This is a genomic window from Catenulispora pinisilvae, from assembly GCF_015356865.1.
Lineage (GTDB): Bacteria > Actinomycetota > Actinomycetes > Streptomycetales > Catenulisporaceae > Catenulispora > Catenulispora pinisilvae.
Genome location: NZ_JAAFZA010000123.1, coordinates 1 through 15,758, shown reverse-complemented (window position 1 = coordinate 15,758; position 15,758 = coordinate 1). Strand labels below are relative to the sequence as shown.

At 69.3% G+C, this 15,758-nt stretch carries 17 protein-coding genes; 15 read left to right on the top strand and 2 right to left on the bottom strand.

The features are described from left to right. Positions 1–125: 125 nt before the first annotated feature. The 14 genes from IZR01_RS28930 (at position 126) to IZR01_RS28865 (ending at position 12,229) form a co-directional block, all read left to right on the top strand. Positions 126–1,040 carry an ROK family protein gene (locus tag IZR01_RS28930; RefSeq protein ID WP_194925691.1) on the top strand — a complete coding sequence of 305 codons (915 nt, stop codon included), beginning with the start codon at positions 126–128 and terminating at the stop codon, positions 1,038–1,040. A 15-nt stretch (positions 1,041–1,055) separates the two neighbouring features. After that, complete coding sequence (locus tag IZR01_RS28925) at positions 1,056–1,454, top strand: squamosa promoter-binding protein 15 (RefSeq protein WP_194897638.1); 399 nt, start codon at positions 1,056–1,058, stop codon at positions 1,452–1,454. A 131-nt stretch (positions 1,455–1,585) separates the two neighbouring features. Next, positions 1,586–2,338 carry a helix-turn-helix transcriptional regulator gene (locus tag IZR01_RS28920; protein ID WP_194897639.1) on the top strand — a complete coding sequence of 251 codons (753 nt, stop codon included), beginning with the start codon at positions 1,586–1,588 and terminating at the stop codon, positions 2,336–2,338. Continuing rightward, positions 2,335–3,747, top strand: a complete 1,413-nt coding sequence (sufB, locus tag IZR01_RS28915) for a Fe-S cluster assembly protein SufB (RefSeq protein ID WP_194897640.1) — start codon at positions 2,335–2,337, stop codon at positions 3,745–3,747. Before IZR01_RS28920 ends, sufB begins: the two co-directional genes overlap by 4 nt. 63 nt (positions 3,748–3,810) lie before the next feature. After that, positions 3,811–5,049, top strand: a complete 1,239-nt coding sequence (sufD, locus tag IZR01_RS28910) for a Fe-S cluster assembly protein SufD (protein WP_194925690.1) — start codon at positions 3,811–3,813, stop codon at positions 5,047–5,049. Next, complete coding sequence (locus IZR01_RS28905; RefSeq protein WP_194897642.1) at positions 5,046–5,372, top strand: non-heme iron oxygenase ferredoxin subunit; 327 nt, start codon at positions 5,046–5,048, stop codon at positions 5,370–5,372. Before sufD ends, IZR01_RS28905 begins: the two co-directional genes overlap by 4 nt. Before the next feature lie 6 nt (positions 5,373–5,378). Continuing rightward, entirely contained in the window at positions 5,379–6,137 is a 759-nt protein-coding gene (sufC, locus tag IZR01_RS28900; protein ID WP_194897643.1) for a Fe-S cluster assembly ATPase SufC, read from the top strand. A 6-nt stretch (positions 6,138–6,143) separates the two neighbouring features. Beyond that, the gene (locus IZR01_RS28895) at positions 6,144–7,403 is read left to right on the top strand and encodes a cysteine desulfurase (RefSeq protein ID WP_194925689.1); all 1,260 of its coding nucleotides are present in this window, start codon (positions 6,144–6,146) and stop codon (positions 7,401–7,403) included. Positions 7,404–7,444: 41 nt separating this feature from the next. After that, on the top strand, positions 7,445–7,915 hold the full coding sequence (sufU, locus tag IZR01_RS28890) for a Fe-S cluster assembly sulfur transfer protein SufU (protein WP_194897645.1): 471 nt from the start codon (positions 7,445–7,447) through the stop codon (positions 7,913–7,915). Beyond that, complete coding sequence (locus IZR01_RS28885; RefSeq protein ID WP_012786480.1) at positions 7,912–8,235, top strand: metal-sulfur cluster assembly factor; 324 nt, start codon at positions 7,912–7,914, stop codon at positions 8,233–8,235. The genes sufU and IZR01_RS28885 overlap by 4 nt, the downstream gene beginning before the upstream one ends. Positions 8,236–8,515: 280 nt before the next feature. After that, positions 8,516–9,043 (top strand): NUDIX hydrolase, encoded by a 528-nt coding sequence (locus IZR01_RS28880; protein WP_323746584.1) that lies wholly within the window; start codon positions 8,516–8,518, stop codon positions 9,041–9,043. Positions 9,044–9,125: 82 nt separating this feature from the next. Beyond that, positions 9,126–10,724 (top strand): ABC-F family ATP-binding cassette domain-containing protein, encoded by a 1,599-nt coding sequence (locus IZR01_RS28875; protein ID WP_194925688.1) that lies wholly within the window; start codon positions 9,126–9,128, stop codon positions 10,722–10,724. A gap of 280 nt (positions 10,725–11,004) precedes the next feature. Beyond that, a complete protein-coding gene (locus IZR01_RS28870) occupies positions 11,005–11,223 on the top strand; it encodes a helix-turn-helix domain-containing protein (RefSeq protein WP_194897647.1) in 219 nt (72 codons plus the stop codon). A gap of 229 nt (positions 11,224–11,452) precedes the next feature. Further along, complete coding sequence (locus IZR01_RS28865) at positions 11,453–12,229, top strand: enoyl-CoA hydratase/isomerase family protein (protein ID WP_194925687.1); 777 nt, start codon at positions 11,453–11,455, stop codon at positions 12,227–12,229. A 110-nt stretch (positions 12,230–12,339) separates the two neighbouring features. On the opposite strand, the gene IZR01_RS28860 is transcribed toward IZR01_RS28865, so the two are convergent. Together IZR01_RS28860 and IZR01_RS28855 are read right to left on the bottom strand one after the other, a co-directional pair. After that, on the bottom strand, positions 12,340–13,140 hold the full coding sequence (locus IZR01_RS28860) for an SGNH/GDSL hydrolase family protein (protein ID WP_194925686.1): 801 nt from the start codon (positions 13,138–13,140) through the stop codon (positions 12,340–12,342). Between the two features lie 12 nt (positions 13,141–13,152). Continuing rightward, on the bottom strand, positions 13,153–13,758 hold the full coding sequence (locus IZR01_RS28855; RefSeq protein WP_194925685.1) for a hypothetical protein: 606 nt from the start codon (positions 13,756–13,758) through the stop codon (positions 13,153–13,155). Between the two features lie 100 nt (positions 13,759–13,858). Here IZR01_RS28855 and IZR01_RS28850 point away from each other — a divergent pair. After that, a partial coding sequence (locus tag IZR01_RS28850; RefSeq protein ID WP_194925695.1) for an ABC transporter ATP-binding protein occupies positions 13,859–15,758 on the top strand: 1,900 nt, incomplete at its 3' end.

Sequence of the window (15,758 nt, the reverse complement as noted above, 5' to 3'; positions counted from 1 at the left end):
CTACCGAGCCCCGGTTCGGCGGCTTTCGCTCGCCGAGCCGGAGCAAAACGTTTTCCTTGAGCAAGCGTCCTTCTTGAACAAGCGTCGGCCTTAGACAAGCGTCGTCCCGAACACCCGGAGGAAGTGTGTACGCGGCCATCGACATCGGCGGCACCAAGATCGCGGCGGGGTTGGTCGATGCCGATGGCGTCCTGCTGACCCGGCACGAACGGCCGACCCCGGCCGTCGAGCCGATGGCGGCCGTCGAGGGCCTGCTCGCGCAGCTGGCCGCGGACCCGGGCTGGGAGCAGGCCGGCGCGGTGGGCATCGGCAGCGCCGGGCCCATCGACGCCGCCAAGGGCACCATCAGCCCGCTGAACATCCCGGCCTGGCGCGACTTCCCGCTGGTCGCCCGGGTCGCCGACGCCACCGGGCGGCCGGTGACGCTGGCCGGCGACGGCGTCGCGATGGCCGCCGGCGAGCACTGGCGCGGCGCCGCCAAGGGCCGCGAGAACGTGCTGTGCATGGTGGTCTCCACCGGCGTCGGCGGCGGCCTGATCCTCGGCGGCAAGCTGCGCCCCGGCCCCAGCGGCAACGCCGGGCACGTCGGCCACATCTGCGTGGAACTCGACGGCCCGCCGTGCCCGTGCGGCGCGCGCGGCTGCGTCGAGGTGATCGCCAGCGGCACCGCCATCGCCGCCCGCGCGGTGCGCGAGGGCTGGCAGCGCCCCGGCGGCGGCCCGGCGTCCGAGGCCACCGCCGCGGAGGTGGCCGAGTCGGCGCGCGCCGGCGACCCGATCGCGCTGGCCTCCTACGACCGCTCGGCCAAGGCGATCGCGGCGGCCATCGCCGGGACCGCGGCGCTGGTGGACATGGAGGCGGCGGTGATCGGCGGCGGCGTGGCGAAGTCGGGGGAGGTGCTGTTCGCGCCGCTGCGCAAGCATTTGAAGGAGTACGCGCGGCTGTCGTTCACCCGCGATGTGACGGTGCATCCGGCGGCGCTCGGCGGGGACGCGGGGCTGATCGGGGCGGCGGCTTTGGTGGGGCACGCGGCGATTTAGGGCTGGGGAGCAGGGATGAGTCACCTCACCGACATCATGGTCTCCGTCGGTTTCCCGGATCAGCCCACTGTCGAGGCACTGAGCCGATGGATCGACGAGGAGGCACCGGTCCGGGGCGTCGGCGGCCCGGTCGAGGGGAGGTGGGTCGGCAATCTCGCTGAGACCACTGGCCCGCGCACGCAGTGGGGCGGAGGCAAGGCTCCGGGGTGCGTGGTCTTCGCGGGCACGCTGAACCATGTGGACATCGGCGGCCTGCTCGCCCATATCGCGAGCGTCCAGTGGCGCGCACCCGAGGTCTTGCAAGTGTTCGTGCTGGACGAATATGACACCGTCTTCCAGGTCTGGATGTTCCAGGACGGTCGCCTGTGCCCGATGATCGGGCCCCGTGCCGAACCACCTGCGCGCCAGGCGTAGGCTCGGCTTGAGGCGCCGTCGTCCGAGCCCCGCTCCGAGTCGCCGCCCGCGCGTGAATTAGGTCACATCTGCGTGACTTATTAGGTCCCCCTTACTTGGTGCGCGGGAACGAATAAAGGCACACTGGTGTTGTGGAAAGTGTGCCGAACCCGATCGTGAGTGCGTCGTCGCCCGCCGACGACGCTTCTGACGTGCACGTCGGTACGCGTAATCGGGTCGCGCGCAGCATTTTGGCGAACGGCCCGTCGACCGCCGTCGATCTCGGCAAGCGGCTCAAGATGACGCCGGCCGGTGTCCGGCGTCACCTGGATGCGCTGCTCGCTGAGAATCTTGTGGAGGCGCGGCAGCAGCGGACGTACGGCCAGCGCGGCCGGGGGCGTCCGGCGAAGGTGTTCGCGCTCACCGACAGCGGCCGGAGTGTCTTCTATCAGGCGTACGACCAACTGGCCGTCGACGCGCTGAAGTTCCTCGCCGACAGTGTGGGGGCCGAGGCGGTCGAGGCGTTCGCGCGCAAGCGGGTCGCGGAGCTGTCGGACCGGTTCCGGGAGCGGATGGACGCGGTGCCCGCCGAGGAGCGGCCGGCCTTGCTGGCCAAGCTGCTGACCGACGACGGGTACGCCGCCACGCTCCGCGAGAGCGGCAAGGCGCCCGCCGCCGGCGAGCAGCTGTGCCAGCACCACTGCCCGGTGGCGCATGTCGCCGAGCAGTTCCCGCAGCTGTGCGAGGCCGAGACCGAGGCCTTCGCCGAGCTGCTGGGGACCCACGTCCAACGACTGGCGACCATCGCCCACGGCGACGGCGTGTGCACGACTTTCATCCCGATGACAGCGACAGCCACCGGGACCAGCAAGAGCAATGAGGTTTCCGGAGGGAACGCGCTATGACCACCACCTCACACGAGCAGCTCGAAGGCATCGGCACCTACGAGTACGGCTGGGCCGACTCCGACGTCGCCGGCTCCTCGGCGCGCCGCGGCCTGAACGAGGACGTCGTCCGCGACATCTCCGCGAAGAAGAACGAGCCGCAGTGGATGCTGGACATGCGGCTGCGCGGCCTGCGGCTGTTCGAGAAGAAGCCGATGCCGGTGTGGGGCGCGGACCTCGGCGGGATCGACTTCGACAACATCAAGTACTTCGTGCGCTCCACCGAGAAGCAGGCCGAGTCCTGGGACGACCTGCCGGCGGACATCAAGAACACCTACGACAAGCTGGGCATCCCGGAGGCCGAGAAGCAGCGGCTGATCTCCGGCGTGGCGGCGCAGTACGAGTCCGAGGTCGTCTACCACCAGATCAACAAGGAGCTGGAGGAGCAGGGTGTCATCTTCCTGGACACCGACACCGCTCTGAAGGAGTACCCGGAGCTGTTCCGCGAGCACTTCGCGACCGTGATCCCCACCGGCGACAACAAGTTCTCCGCGCTGAACACCGCGGTGTGGTCCGGCGGGTCCTTCATCTACGTCCCCAAGGGCGTGCACGTCCAGATCCCGCTCCAGGCCTACTTCCGCATCAACACCGAGAACATGGGCCAGTTCGAGCGGACGCTGATCATCGCCGACGAGGACTCCTACGTCCACTACGTCGAGGGCTGCACCGCGCCGATCTACTCCTCGGACTCGCTGCACTCGGCGGTCGTGGAGATCGTGGTGAAGAAGAACGCCCGGGTGCGCTACACCACCATCCAGAACTGGTCGAACAACGTCTACAACCTGGTCACCAAGCGCGCCGCCGCGCAGGCCGGCGCCACCATGGAGTGGATCGACGGCAACATCGGCTCCAAGGTGACGATGAAGTACCCGGCCGTCTGGCTGCTCGGCGAGCACGCCAAGGGCGAGACGCTGTCCGTCGCCTTCGCCGGCGAGGGCCAGCACCAGGACGCCGGCGCCAAGATGGTGCACGCCGCGCCGCACACCTCCTCGACCATCATCTCCAAGTCGGTGGCCCGCGGCGGCGGCCGCACCTCCTACCGCGGCCTGGTCCAGGTGCAGGAGGGCGCGCACCACAGCAAGTCCACCGTGAAGTGCGACGCGCTGCTGGTCGACACCGTCTCCCGCTCGGACACCTACCCCTACGTGGACGTCCGCGAGGACGACGTGTCCATGGGCCACGAGGCGACCGTCTCCAAGGTCAGCGAGGACCAGCTGTTCTACCTGATGAGCCGGGGCATGACCGAGGACGAGGCGATGGCGATGATCGTCCGCGGCTTCGTCGAGCCGATCGCCCGCGAGCTGCCGATGGAGTACGCGCTGGAGCTCAACCGGCTGATCGAGCTGCAGATGGAGGGCGCGGTCGGCTGACGCCCGCGTTCCTTGTCCGAAACAGACCTCTAACGAACCTCTAGCCACGAGTACGGGACATCGATGTCTGATCCGCAGAACCAGGTGGGCTCCAAGACCGCCGCAGCCGTCACCGTGAACGAGCCCGGCGCGGGCAACCGCCTCGCCGGCCCGGGCACCGGCCGCGCCGTGAGCCAGCCGACCGACGCGCGCGTGGAGCGCCACGCCTCCTTCGACCCCGCGGACTTCCCGGCCCTGACCGGCCGCGAGGAGGACTGGCGCTTCACCCCGCTGAAACGGTTGCGCGGGCTGCACGAGTCCCCGGCGGCCGACGGCAAGCTCGCGGTCGAGATCACTGCTCCGGAGCCGGTTGTGGTGCAGACCGTGGGCCGCGACGACGCCCGGCTGGGCAAGGCCGGCATCCCGGTGGACCGCACCTCGGCGCTGGCCTGGGCCGGCTTCACCGAGGCCACCGTCATCACCGTCCCGGCCGAGGCCGAGGTCGCCGAGCCGGTGCGGGTGAGCCTGACCGGCACCGGCGGCACCGTGTTCGGCAACGTGCTGGTGGACGTGAAGCCGTTCGCCAAGGCCGTGGTGGTCCTGGACTACCAGGGCAGCGCCACCTACTCGGAGAACGTGCAGTTCCTGGTCGGCGACAGCGCCGACCTGACCGTCATCGCGCTCCAGGAATGGGCCGACGACGCCGTGCACCTGTCCCAGCAGCAGGCCAAGCTCGGCCGGGACGCGCGGTTCCAGTCCATCAACGTCACCTTCGGCGGCGACCTGGTCCGGCTCACGCCGCGGGTGGCCTACACCGAGCCCGGCGGCGACGCCGAACTGCTCGGCGTCTACTTCGCCGACGCCGGCCAGCACCTGGAGTCCCGCCTGCTGGTCGACCACAGCGCCACGCACTGCAAGTCCCGCGTGACCTACAAGGGCGCGCTCCAGGGCCAGGACGCGCACACGGTCTGGGTCGGCGACGTCCTGATCCGCGCCGAGGCCGAGCAGACCGACACCTACGAGCTGAACCGCAACCTGGTCCTGACCGACGGGGCGCGCGCCGACTCGGTGCCGAACCTGGAGATCGAGACCGGCGAGATCGTCGGCGCCGGGCACGCCAGCGCGACCGGCCGCTTCGACGACGAGCAGCTGTTCTACCTCCAGGCCCGCGGCATCCGCGAGGACGAGGCCCGCCGCCTGGTGGTCCGCGGCTTCTTCGCCGACGTGATCGGCCGCATCGGCATCCCCGATGTCCAGGAGCGGCTGATGACCAAGGTGGAGGAAGAGCTCGCGGGCGCGGTGACCGCGGGGGCGGCCGTATGACCGAGACACAGACCTGGGTCCGCGTCTGCGGCGTCTCCGAGGTCACCCCGGACCAGCCCAAGGCGGTCGTGGCCGGCCAGACCCCGGTGGCCGTGGTGCTGCACGACGACGAGTTCTACGCCATTCACGACGTGTGCTCGCACGCGAACGTGGCCCTGTCCGAGGGCGAGGTCGTGGACTGCGAGATCGAGTGCTGGCTGCACGGCTCGATGTTCGACCTGAAGACCGGCAGGCCCTCCAGCCTGCCGGCCACCGAGCCGGTGCCGGTGTACCCCGTGAAGATCGAAGGCGATGACCTGTACGTCGCCGTGAAGGAGGCGTAGAGAGTCATGGCGACCCTGGAAATCAAGGACCTGCACGTCACGGTCGAGGGCGAGAACGGCCCGCGCGAGATCCTGCGCGGGGTGAACCTCACGGTCAAGGAGGGTGAGACGCACGCCATCATGGGCCCCAACGGCTCCGGCAAGTCCACCCTGGCCTACTCGATCGCCGGGCACCCGAAGTACACCATCACCTCCGGCACCGTCACCCTGGACGGCGAGGACGTGCTGGCGATGACCGTGGACGAGCGGGCCCGGGCCGGCATGTTCCTGGCCATGCAGTACCCGGTGGAGATCCCCGGCGTCACCGTCTCCAACTTCCTGCGCACCGCGGCCACCGCGATCCGCGGCGAGGCCCCGAAGCTGCGCACCTGGGTCAAGGAAGTCAACGGCGCCATGGAAGCCATCCAGATGGACAAGGCCATGGCCGAGCGCAACGTCAACGAGGGCTTCTCCGGAGGCGAGAAGAAGCGCCACGAGATCTTGCAGATGGAGCTCCTGAAGCCGAAGATCGCGATCCTGGACGAGACCGACTCCGGCCTGGACGTGGACGCGCTGAAGACCGTCTCGGAGGGCGTGAACCGGGTCCGGGAGTCCGGCGAGGTCGGCACGCTGCTGATCACGCACTACACGCGGATCCTGCGCTACATCAAGCCGGACTACGTCCACGTCTTCTCCGATGGCCGCATCGTGGAATCGGGTGGCCCGGAACTGGCGGACAAGCTGGAATCTGAGGGCTACGAAAGCTACGCCAAGGCTGGAGCCTGATCCGATATGGTCGTTAATCCTCAGTTCCTTGACACGGACGCGATCCGCAAGGACTTCCCGATCCTGCAGCGCACGGTGCACGGCGACAAGCCGCTGGTCTACCTGGACAACGCCGCGACCTCCCAGTCGCCGCAGCAGGTGATCGACACCATCGTGGAGTACTACTCGCTGCACAACGCCAACGTGCACCGCGGGATCCACGTGCTGGCCGAGGAGGCCACGGCGCTGTACGAGGGCGCGCGCGACAAGGTGGCGGCCTTCATCAACGCCGGCGCGCGCGAGGAGGTCGTCTTCACCAAGAACTCCTCCGAGGCGCTGAACCTGGTCGCGAACGTCCTGGGCTGGGCCGAGGCGCCCTACGGCATCCGGCCCGGCGACGAGATCGTGATCTCGGAGATGGAGCACCACTCCAACATCGTGCCGTGGCAGCTCACCGCCGAGCGGATCGGTGCCAAGCTGCGCTGGTTCGGCATCACCGACGAGGGCCGGCTGGACCTGTCGAACCTGAACGAGCTGATCAACGAGCGCACCAAGGTGGTCTCGCTGGTCCACGTCTCCAACATCCTGGGCACGGTCAACCCGGTCGAGACCATCGTCAAGCGCGCGCACGAGGTCGGCGCGCTGGTGGTGCTGGACGCCTCGCAGTCCGCGCCGCACCTGCCGCTGGACGTGCAGGCGCTCGGTGCCGACTTCGTCGCCTTCACCGGGCACAAGATGCTGGGCCCGACCGGCGTCGGCGTGCTGTGGGGCCGCCGGGACCTGCTGGAGGAGCTGCCGCCCTTCCTCGGCGGCGGCGAGATGATCCAGACGGTCACGATGGAGAAGTCCACCTACGCCGGCCTGCCGCACAAGTACGAGGCCGGCACCCCGCCGATCGCCGAGGTGATCGCGCTGGGCACGGCCGTGGACTATCTCAACGGCATCGGCATGGACAAGGTGGCCGGGCACGAGCACGCGATCACCGAGTACGCGCTGGGGCGCCTGCAGGAGGTCGAGGGGCTGCGGATCATCGGCCCGGCGACGAACGAGGACCGCGGCGCGGCCATCTCGTTCGTGCTCGGCGACATCCACCCGCACGACGTGGGCCAGGTGCTCGACGAGCACGGCATCGCGGTGCGGGTCGGGCACCACTGCGCGCGGCCGGTGTGCGTGCGGTTCGGAATTCCCGCGACCACGCGGGCGTCGTTCTATCTGTACTCCACGCCGGCCGAGGTCGACGCCCTGGTCGAGGGTCTGGACCAGGTGAAGCAGTTCTTCGGAGTCTGAAAGCGTTGACTGGGAACACGGCGAAGGCTGGGAGGTAAGAGATGCAGCTGGAATCGATGTACCAGGAGATCATCCTGGACCACTACCGCCACCCGCACCACAAGGGGCTGCGGGAACCGTTCGCCTCGCAGGTGCACCACGTCAACCCGACGTGCGGCGACGAGGTGACCATGCGGGTGGACCTCAAGGGCGACGTGATCAGCGACATCTCCTACGAGTCCCAGGGCTGCTCGATCAGCCAGGCCTCGGCCTCGGTCATGGCCGACCTGCTGATCGGCAAGTCCGTCGAGCAGGCGCGCGAGGTGCAGGAGACCTTCCTGCGGCTGATGCAGTCCAAGCTGGACGGCCCGGAGTTCGCCGAGGAGCACGAGGAGGTGCTGGAGGACGCCGTGGCGTTCGCCGGCGTCGCCAAGTACCCGGGGCGCGTGAAGTGCGCGCTGCTGTCGTGGATGGCGTGGAAGGACGCGACCGCGCAGGCATTGGATGACACAGAGAGTGGTGTGAAGGCATGAGCACGACCGAACTGGCACCGGTCGAGGACGTCACCGAGGCGCTGCGCGACGTGGTGGACCCCGAGCTGGGGATCAACGTCGTCGATCTGGGCCTGGTCTACGGACTCACGGTGGACGACGCCAACATCGCCGTCGTCGACATGACGCTCACCTCGGCGGCCTGCCCGCTGCAGGACGTCATCGAGGACCAGATGCGGATGGCGCTGGACGGCCTGGTCGCCGATTTCCGGGTGAACTGGGTCTGGATGCCGCCGTGGGGTCCGGACAAGATCACCGACGACGGGCGCGAGCAGCTTCGGGCCCTGGGATTCAACGTCTGATTCAGTCTCTGATCCAGCCGCTGGTTTCAGCGCCCGACATCCTCAGTGTCGTCTTCCCGTCGTTGAGGCGGACGTCACCAATGCACCGCCCGGTCCGTCCTGGATCGGGCGGTTTTGCTTGCCGGTAAAGGGGTTCAGCGCTCGTCCCGACCGCCGACTTCGGCGGATGCATGTGCATTCGCAGGCGCCGAAGTCTTGCGTAAACGGCGGTACGTGTGGGTAGGTTGGTACCTGTTACAAGTAACGAGATGGTCAAGAGTTGCGTACAAAGGGGGAGCCAGTGTCCGGGACCCGGAAGGCGACCGACAACGGCCGTGAGGCATGTCTGCTCGCTGTTCACCTCATCCTGCAGCGGCCTGACGACGAGCGCGTCCTGCTGGGTCTGCGCAAGGGTCCCGTGTGGGGCGCCGGGCGGTGGCATGTGCCCGCCGGCCACGTCGAGGCCGGCGAGGACGCCGTGCAGGCTCTGGTCCGCGAGGCGCGCGAGGAACTGGGCGTGCGGATCGACCCGGCCGACCTGGAGCACGCCGTGACGGTCCACCACCGCGAGGCCGACGGCGATCCCCGCATGCAGCTGTTCTTCGCGGCCAGCCGCTGGTCCGGCGGTCCGGTGAACGCCGAGCCCGGCAAGTGCGAGAAGCTGGGCTGGTTCAAGGTCGACGACCTGCCCTCGGCGACCGTCGGCTACACCCGCACGGCGTTGAGCTCCTGGCGGGCCGGCCGCTCGTTCGCGGTGTGCTGGCGGGACAGCAAGCGGGTGGACCGCGGTCTGGGCTCGCGCCTGATAGCCGGTCTTCAGGCGATCTGAGTCACACCGGCCGTGATCTGAACTGCGGGCTTGGCGAAAAGCGTTCCGGAGGGGTGCCGCGAGCCCCGTAAAATGGTGCGTTGTGATCACCGCAACCGACGTCGAGCTCCGGGCCGGCAGCCGCATCCTGATCGAGAAGGCCTCCTTCCGAGTGGGTCCCGGCGACCGCATCGGCCTGGTCGGCCGCAACGGCGCCGGCAAGACCACGCTCACCAAGACCCTGGCCGGTGAGACCATCCCGGCGGCCGGCACCATCAGCCGCACCGGCCCGGTCGGCTATCTGCCGCAGGATCCTCGCACCGGCGACATGGACGTGATCGCCCGCGACCGCATCCTGTCCGCGCGCGGTCTGGACGACATCATGCGCCGCATGCGCGAGAACGAGAAGCGCATGGCCTCCGACGACGCGGCCACGCACGAGAAGGCGATGCGCCGCTACGCGCGGTTGGAGGACGAGTTCGTCGCCGGCGGCGGATACGCCGCCGAGTCCGAGGCCGCGACCATCGCCTCCGCGCTGGGCCTGCCGGACCGCGTGATGAGCCAGCCGCTGCACACCCTGTCCGGCGGCCAGCGCCGCCGGGTCGAGCTGTCCCGGATCCTGTTCGGCGACAACGAGGTCCTGCTCCTGGACGAGCCGACCAACCACCTCGACGCCGACTCGATCGTCTGGCTGCGCGAGTTCCTGAAGACGTACAAGGGCGGGTTCATCGTCATCTCCCACGACGTGAACCTGGTCGAGGCGTCCGTGAACAGGGTGTTCCACCTGGACGCCAACCGGGCCGCCATCGACTACTACAACATGGGCTGGAAGCTCTACCTCAAGCAGCGCGAGGACGACGAGCGCCGCCGCAAGCGCGAGCGCGCCAACGTCGAGAAGAAGGCCGCCGTGCTGAACGCGCAGGCCGACAAGATGCGGGCCTCGGCCACCAAGACCGTCGCCGCGCAGAACATGGCCCGGCGTGCCAACCGGATGCTGGCCGGCCTGGAGGAGGTCCGCCAGACGGACAAGGTCGCCAAGCTGCGCTTCCCGACCCCGGCGCCGTGCGGCAAGACCCCGATCATGGCCACCGGGCTGTCCAAGTCCTACGGCTCGCTGGAGGTCTTCACCGACGTCGACCTGGCCGTCGACCGCGGCTCCAAGGTGGTCATCCTGGGCCTGAACGGCGCCGGCAAGACCACGCTGCTCCGCCTGCTCGGCGGGGTCGAGCAGGCGGACACCGGCAAGGTCGAGGAGGGCCACGGCCTCAAGCTGGGCTACTACGCGCAGGAACACGAGACCCTGGACCCGGACCGCACGGTCCTGGAGAACATGCGCAGCGCCGCACCGGACCTGGACCTGGTGGCGGTCCGCAAGACGCTCGGCTCGTTCCTGTTCTCCGGCGACGACGTCGACAAGCCGGCCGGGGTGCTCTCCGGCGGGGAGAAGACCCGGCTGGCGTTGGCCACCCTGGTGGTCTCCACGGCGAACGTGCTGCTGCTCGACGAGCCCACCAACAACCTGGACCTGGCCTCCCGCGCGGAGATCCTGGGGGCGCTCGGGACGTATGAGGGCGCTGTGATCATGGTGACCCACGATGAGGGTGCGGTGCAGGCGCTGAATCCGGAGCGGGTGATCCTGCTGCCGGACGGCGACGAGGACTTGTGGAGCGAGCAGTATCTGGATCTGGTGTCGCTCGCCTAGCCCCGGACCGGACCCAGACTCAGACCCGACGATCGTTCACGTCCGGCACCCCGCCTGACACCGCGATTCGCCATACTCCGCCAGGGCGGGACTTTTCATCGTGGGCTGATTCGTCACGGGAACAGGATCATGCGATTACCGGACAAATCTGGGTGATCTACTGGTCGGATCGGGCGACGTGACATTGATGTTATGGGCAACATCGCCGAATCGGTGGCCAAGAGCGCTGCGAGGGGTGATCATGTGTACCTAGAGCGCACATCCACTCCAGGAGGCACGTGTGGCCGAGACTCTCAAGAAGGGCAGCCGGGTGACCGGCGACGCGCGGTCGCAGCTCGCGATCGACCTCAAGACGAAGTACGAGGCGGGCGAGTCCATTCGCGCCCTCGCCCAGTCCACCGGGCGTTCGTACGGGTTCGTGCATCGGATGCTCAGTGAATCCGGTGTGACGCTTCGGGGCCGGGGCGGCGCGACGCGTGGCAAGGCGAAGACCGCCTGAACCCGAACGCGGGTTCGCAGCAGTAAGCCGGCCGGAGTTCGGGCAGCCGACCGGTGACGAAGGGGCGGGGTGCGTGATGGGCACCCCGCCCTCTTCCTTTTCCCGCAGCGCCCCTTGCCGCTCCAGGCCGGCCCGGGACACCTCCATTGTCGGGCATCGCGGTGGCGCAACAAGTTACCCGCGGGTAGTCTCGCTCTTCGGCACGGTCCGCACGGATTCAGGAGAGCGCATGAGCTGGGAAGACACCGCACGCCAGGCCGCGGAGGCGGGCATCGACGTGGCGCTGGAGGGCGAGGCGGCGACGGTCACGCTGAACCGGCCGGACAAGCGCAACTCCCAGACCCCTGAGTTCTGGGCCGCGCTGGCCGCGATCGGCTCCGGGCTGCCGGGCACGGTGCGGGTGGTCGTGCTGCGTTCGGAGGGCAAGTCCTTCTCCGCCGGCCTGGACCGGTCGATGTTCGAGAACTTCGCGACCTTCGCCACCGCCTCGGACGAGGAGGTGGACCGCATCATCGCGGGCTACCAGGAAGCGTTCACCTGGTGGCGTCGCAATGACCTGATCACGGTCGCCGCGGTGCAGGGCCACGCCATCGGCGCCGGCTTCCAGCTGGCGCTGGCCTGCGACATCCGGATCGCCGCCGACGACGTGCTGTTCTGCATGAAGGAGCCGGCCCTGGGCCTGGTGCCGGACCTGGCCGGGACTCAGCCGCTGGTGGACGCGGTCGGTTACTCGCGGGCCCTGGAGATCGTGGCCACCGCGCGCTACGTGGACGCCGAGGAGTCGCTGCGGATCGGCCTGGCCAACCACGTCGTGCCGCGCGAGGATCTGCACGCCGCGGCCGCGAAGCTGGCTGCCGACCTGCTGGCCGCCCCGCGCGGCGCGGTCACGGAGTCGAAGGCGCTGCTACGGGCGGCGGCGGGACGTTCCTATGACGAGCAGCGGGCCGCGGAGCGGGCGGCTCAGACCCGCCGGTTCCACGACCTGGCCGGGACCGGAGAGTCCTGATACGGGTCCTGATTCGACTCCTGATACCCCGAACGCGAGACCTGGACCGCCGACCTGTGATCACAGGCCGGCGGTCACGGCTTTACGGGCAGCGGCGTCGCTGATTCCCGCTACTGCGGCAGCTCCGACACCGGCGTCGGCTCGGGCCGCTTGGCCTGGCGGCCGTCGCCGGAGGACTTGCCGGTGATCCGGCGGCCGATCCACGGCAGCAGGTAGACGCGCATCCAGCGCAGGTCCTGGCGGCGGGCCTGGAAGAACGGCTTCGGCCGGGCCGGCGGCAGCCCCGAGCTCCAGTCGAAGCTCGGCTCGGCGCCGAGCGCCTGGAGCACCGCCTCGGCGACCCGGCGGTGGCCTTCGGGGGAGAAGTGCAGGCGGTCCTCGGCCCACATCCGCGGGTCGTCGAAGACCCGGGCCGAGAACAGGTCCACGACCACCGCGCCGTGCGCCCGGCCGAACTCGTCCACCAGCTCGATCAGCCGGTTGACGGCCGGCATCAGCCGCTGCGAGCCGCGCATCCGGCGGCGCGGATCGGTCGGGTGGAACAGGACGATCGTGGCCTTGGTGGTGGCCAGCTGCTGGAAGCAGGACCGGACGCTGGCCTCGACCGCCTTCATGTCGCAGCCCGGGCGCAGCACGTCGTTCAGGCCGCCGGCCAGGGTGATCAGGTCGGCGTCCATCTTCGCGGCCAGCGGGATCTGGTCCCGCTCTATCTGCCCGATCAGCTTGCCGCGCACCGCGAGGTTCGCGTAGCGCAGGTGCGGGTCGTCGACGGCCAGCCGTTCGGCCACCCGGTCCGCCCAGCCCCGGAACGAGCCGTCCGGCAGCGTGTCGTCGCACATGCCCTCGGTGAAGGAGTCCCCGACCGAGACCATGACTTTGCCCTGGTGGGCGCTCAGTGTCGTGAAGTCCATGGTGCTCCGATATTAGCGGCGGTAGTTTCCAGCGCGGCGAGGGAGTCCACGAGGTTGGTCCAGGTGGCCCGCTCGTTGTCGCCGTCGGTGTGCCGGGCCGCGAACCGGGCCAGGTCGACGGCGGTCTCCGAGAGGTCCCAGCGCAGCTGGTAGAGCTCGCGGAACCGCGGCTCGCCGAGCCCGAAGTTCCACAGGTCGCGCTCCGGCGGCCCGATCAGCGCGCTGTCCCAGTCGATCAGGAGCAGTCGGCGCCAGCTGCCGATACACGGAGACCGCGAACCCGTGCTGGCCGAACCCCTGCTCGCCGAGCTCGGCGAGCACCGCGCCGTCCCCGGTCCGCTCCGGCGCGACGGTGAGCCGGTGGCCGTGGTCGACCAGGGCGCGCGGTACGCTCAGCGCGTTGCGCAGGCTCCGCAACGGGTCGTCGGTGGCCAGTGGGAAAGCGGCCAGCTCGTCCACGTTCACGAACCACCGCCCGCCGCGGGAGTCCCGGACCGACCAGTGGTGCGATCCGAACCCGACCGGGACGTATTCCAGCCGCGCGGCGGTCAGTCCCCAGTTGTTCGCCAACAGCAGACGCAGATCGTCTTCTGAAAACGCGTCCGGGGGGTTCAACATGGCTGAAGGCTATGGGAATGCCGCGGAGAACTCCGCGCATTTATCACGGTGGGCCTAGCCGGTGGAGAGAGGACGAACGCGCGTGTCGATGGGTGGTGGAATGGGCTCGCCGGGCATGATGATGATGCGCGGCGCCCGAGGCCGGAACGACAAGGAGATCCTGAACCACAAGCTGGCTCCGGGGACCATCAAGCGGATCTTCGAGATCGCCCGGCCCTATCGGCTGTTGATCGGGATCTTCCTCGCGATCACGATCGTCGACGCGGTCCTGGTCGTGATGCCGCCGCTGCTGGCTCAGAAGCTGGTCGACGACGGGGTGCTCAAGGGCGACCGCGAGGTGGTCACCAAGCTGGCGCTGATCATCGCCGTGGTCGCGGTCGGCGACGCCGCGGCCTCGCTGGTGAACCGGTTCCTGTCCTCCCGGATCGGCGAGAGCCTGATCTACGACCTGCGCACGCGGGTGTTCTCGCACGTGCAGCGCATGCCGATCGCCTTCTTCACCCGGACCCAGACCGGTGCCCTGATCTCCCGGCTGAACAGCGACGTCATCGGGGCCCAGCAGGCGTTCACCTCGGTGCTGTCCAACGTGGTGTCGAACGTCATCAGCCTGGTGCTGGTCGCCGGGACCATGTTCTACCTGTCCTGGCAGATCACCATCCTCTCGCTGGCGCTGCTGCCGGTGTTCCTGGTGCCGGCCCGGCGGGTCGGAAAGCGGATGCAGGGCCAGGTCCGGCAGCAGATGCAGCTGAACGCCGACATGTCGGCGATGATGACCGAGCGGTTCAACGTCTCCGGAGCGCTGCTGACCAAGCTGTTCGGCCGGCCCGCCGAGGAGGACGCGGAGTTCGCCGAGAAGGCCGCCGGGGTCCGGAACGCGGGCGTCAGCATCGCGCTGACCGGCGCGTTCTTCATGACGGCGCTGACCCTGGTCGCCGCATTGGCCACCGCCTTGACCTACCTGATCGGCGGCCGCCTGGCGATCAGCCACTCCATCACCCTGGGCACCCTGATGGCCCTGGCCGCGCTCCTGGGCCGGCTCTACGGTCCGCTCACCGCCCTGACCAACATCCGGATCACGGTGATGTCGACCCTGGTCTCCTTCGACCGGGTCTTCGAGGTCCTGGACCTGGAGCCGATGATCAAGGAGAAGCCGGACGCCGCCGTGCTGCCCGAGGGTGCGGTCGCGGTCGAGTTCGACGACGTCGCCTTCCGCTACCCGACCGCCGAGGAGGTGTCGCTGGCGTCCCTGGAGTCCGTGGCGCGCCTGGACCAGGCGCCGTCGGCGCCGGTGCTGCGCGGCGTGACCTTCCGCGCGGCGGCCGGGGAGATGGTGGCGCTGGTCGGGCCGAGCGGCGCGGGCAAGACGACGATCACCTCGCTGGCCAACCGGCTGTACGATCCGCTCTCCGGCGCGGTCCGGATCGGCGGCACGGACATCCGCGACGTGACGCTGGAATCGCTGCACGCCACGGTCGGCACGGTGACGCAGGACGCGCACATGTTCCACACCACGATCCGCGACAACCTGCTGTATGCGCGGCCGACGGCGACCGAGCCGGAATTGGTCGAAGCGCTCCGCGACGCGCAGATCCTGGACCTGGTGCAGACCCTCCCGGACGGCCTGGACACGGTGGTCGGCGACCGGGGCTACCGGCTCTCCGGCGGCGAGAAGCAGCGGCTGGCCATCGCCCGGCTGCTGCTGAAGGCGCCGAGCGTCGTCGTGCTCGACGAGGCCACGGCGCACCTGGACAGCGAGAGCGAGGCGGCGGTGCAGCGGGCGCTGGCGCGGGCGTTGCGGGGACGGACGTCGCTGGTGATCGCCCACCGGCTGTCGACGGTCCGGGACGCCGACCAGATCCTGGTGGTGGACGACGGGCGGATCGTGGAGCACGGGCGGCATGAGGAGTTGCTGGCCGCGGACGGGCTTTATGCCGAGTTGTACCGGGTGCAGTTCCAGGGGCAGGACGTCGGCCGGGGTGGGGAGTCTGCGGGGGCTGAGG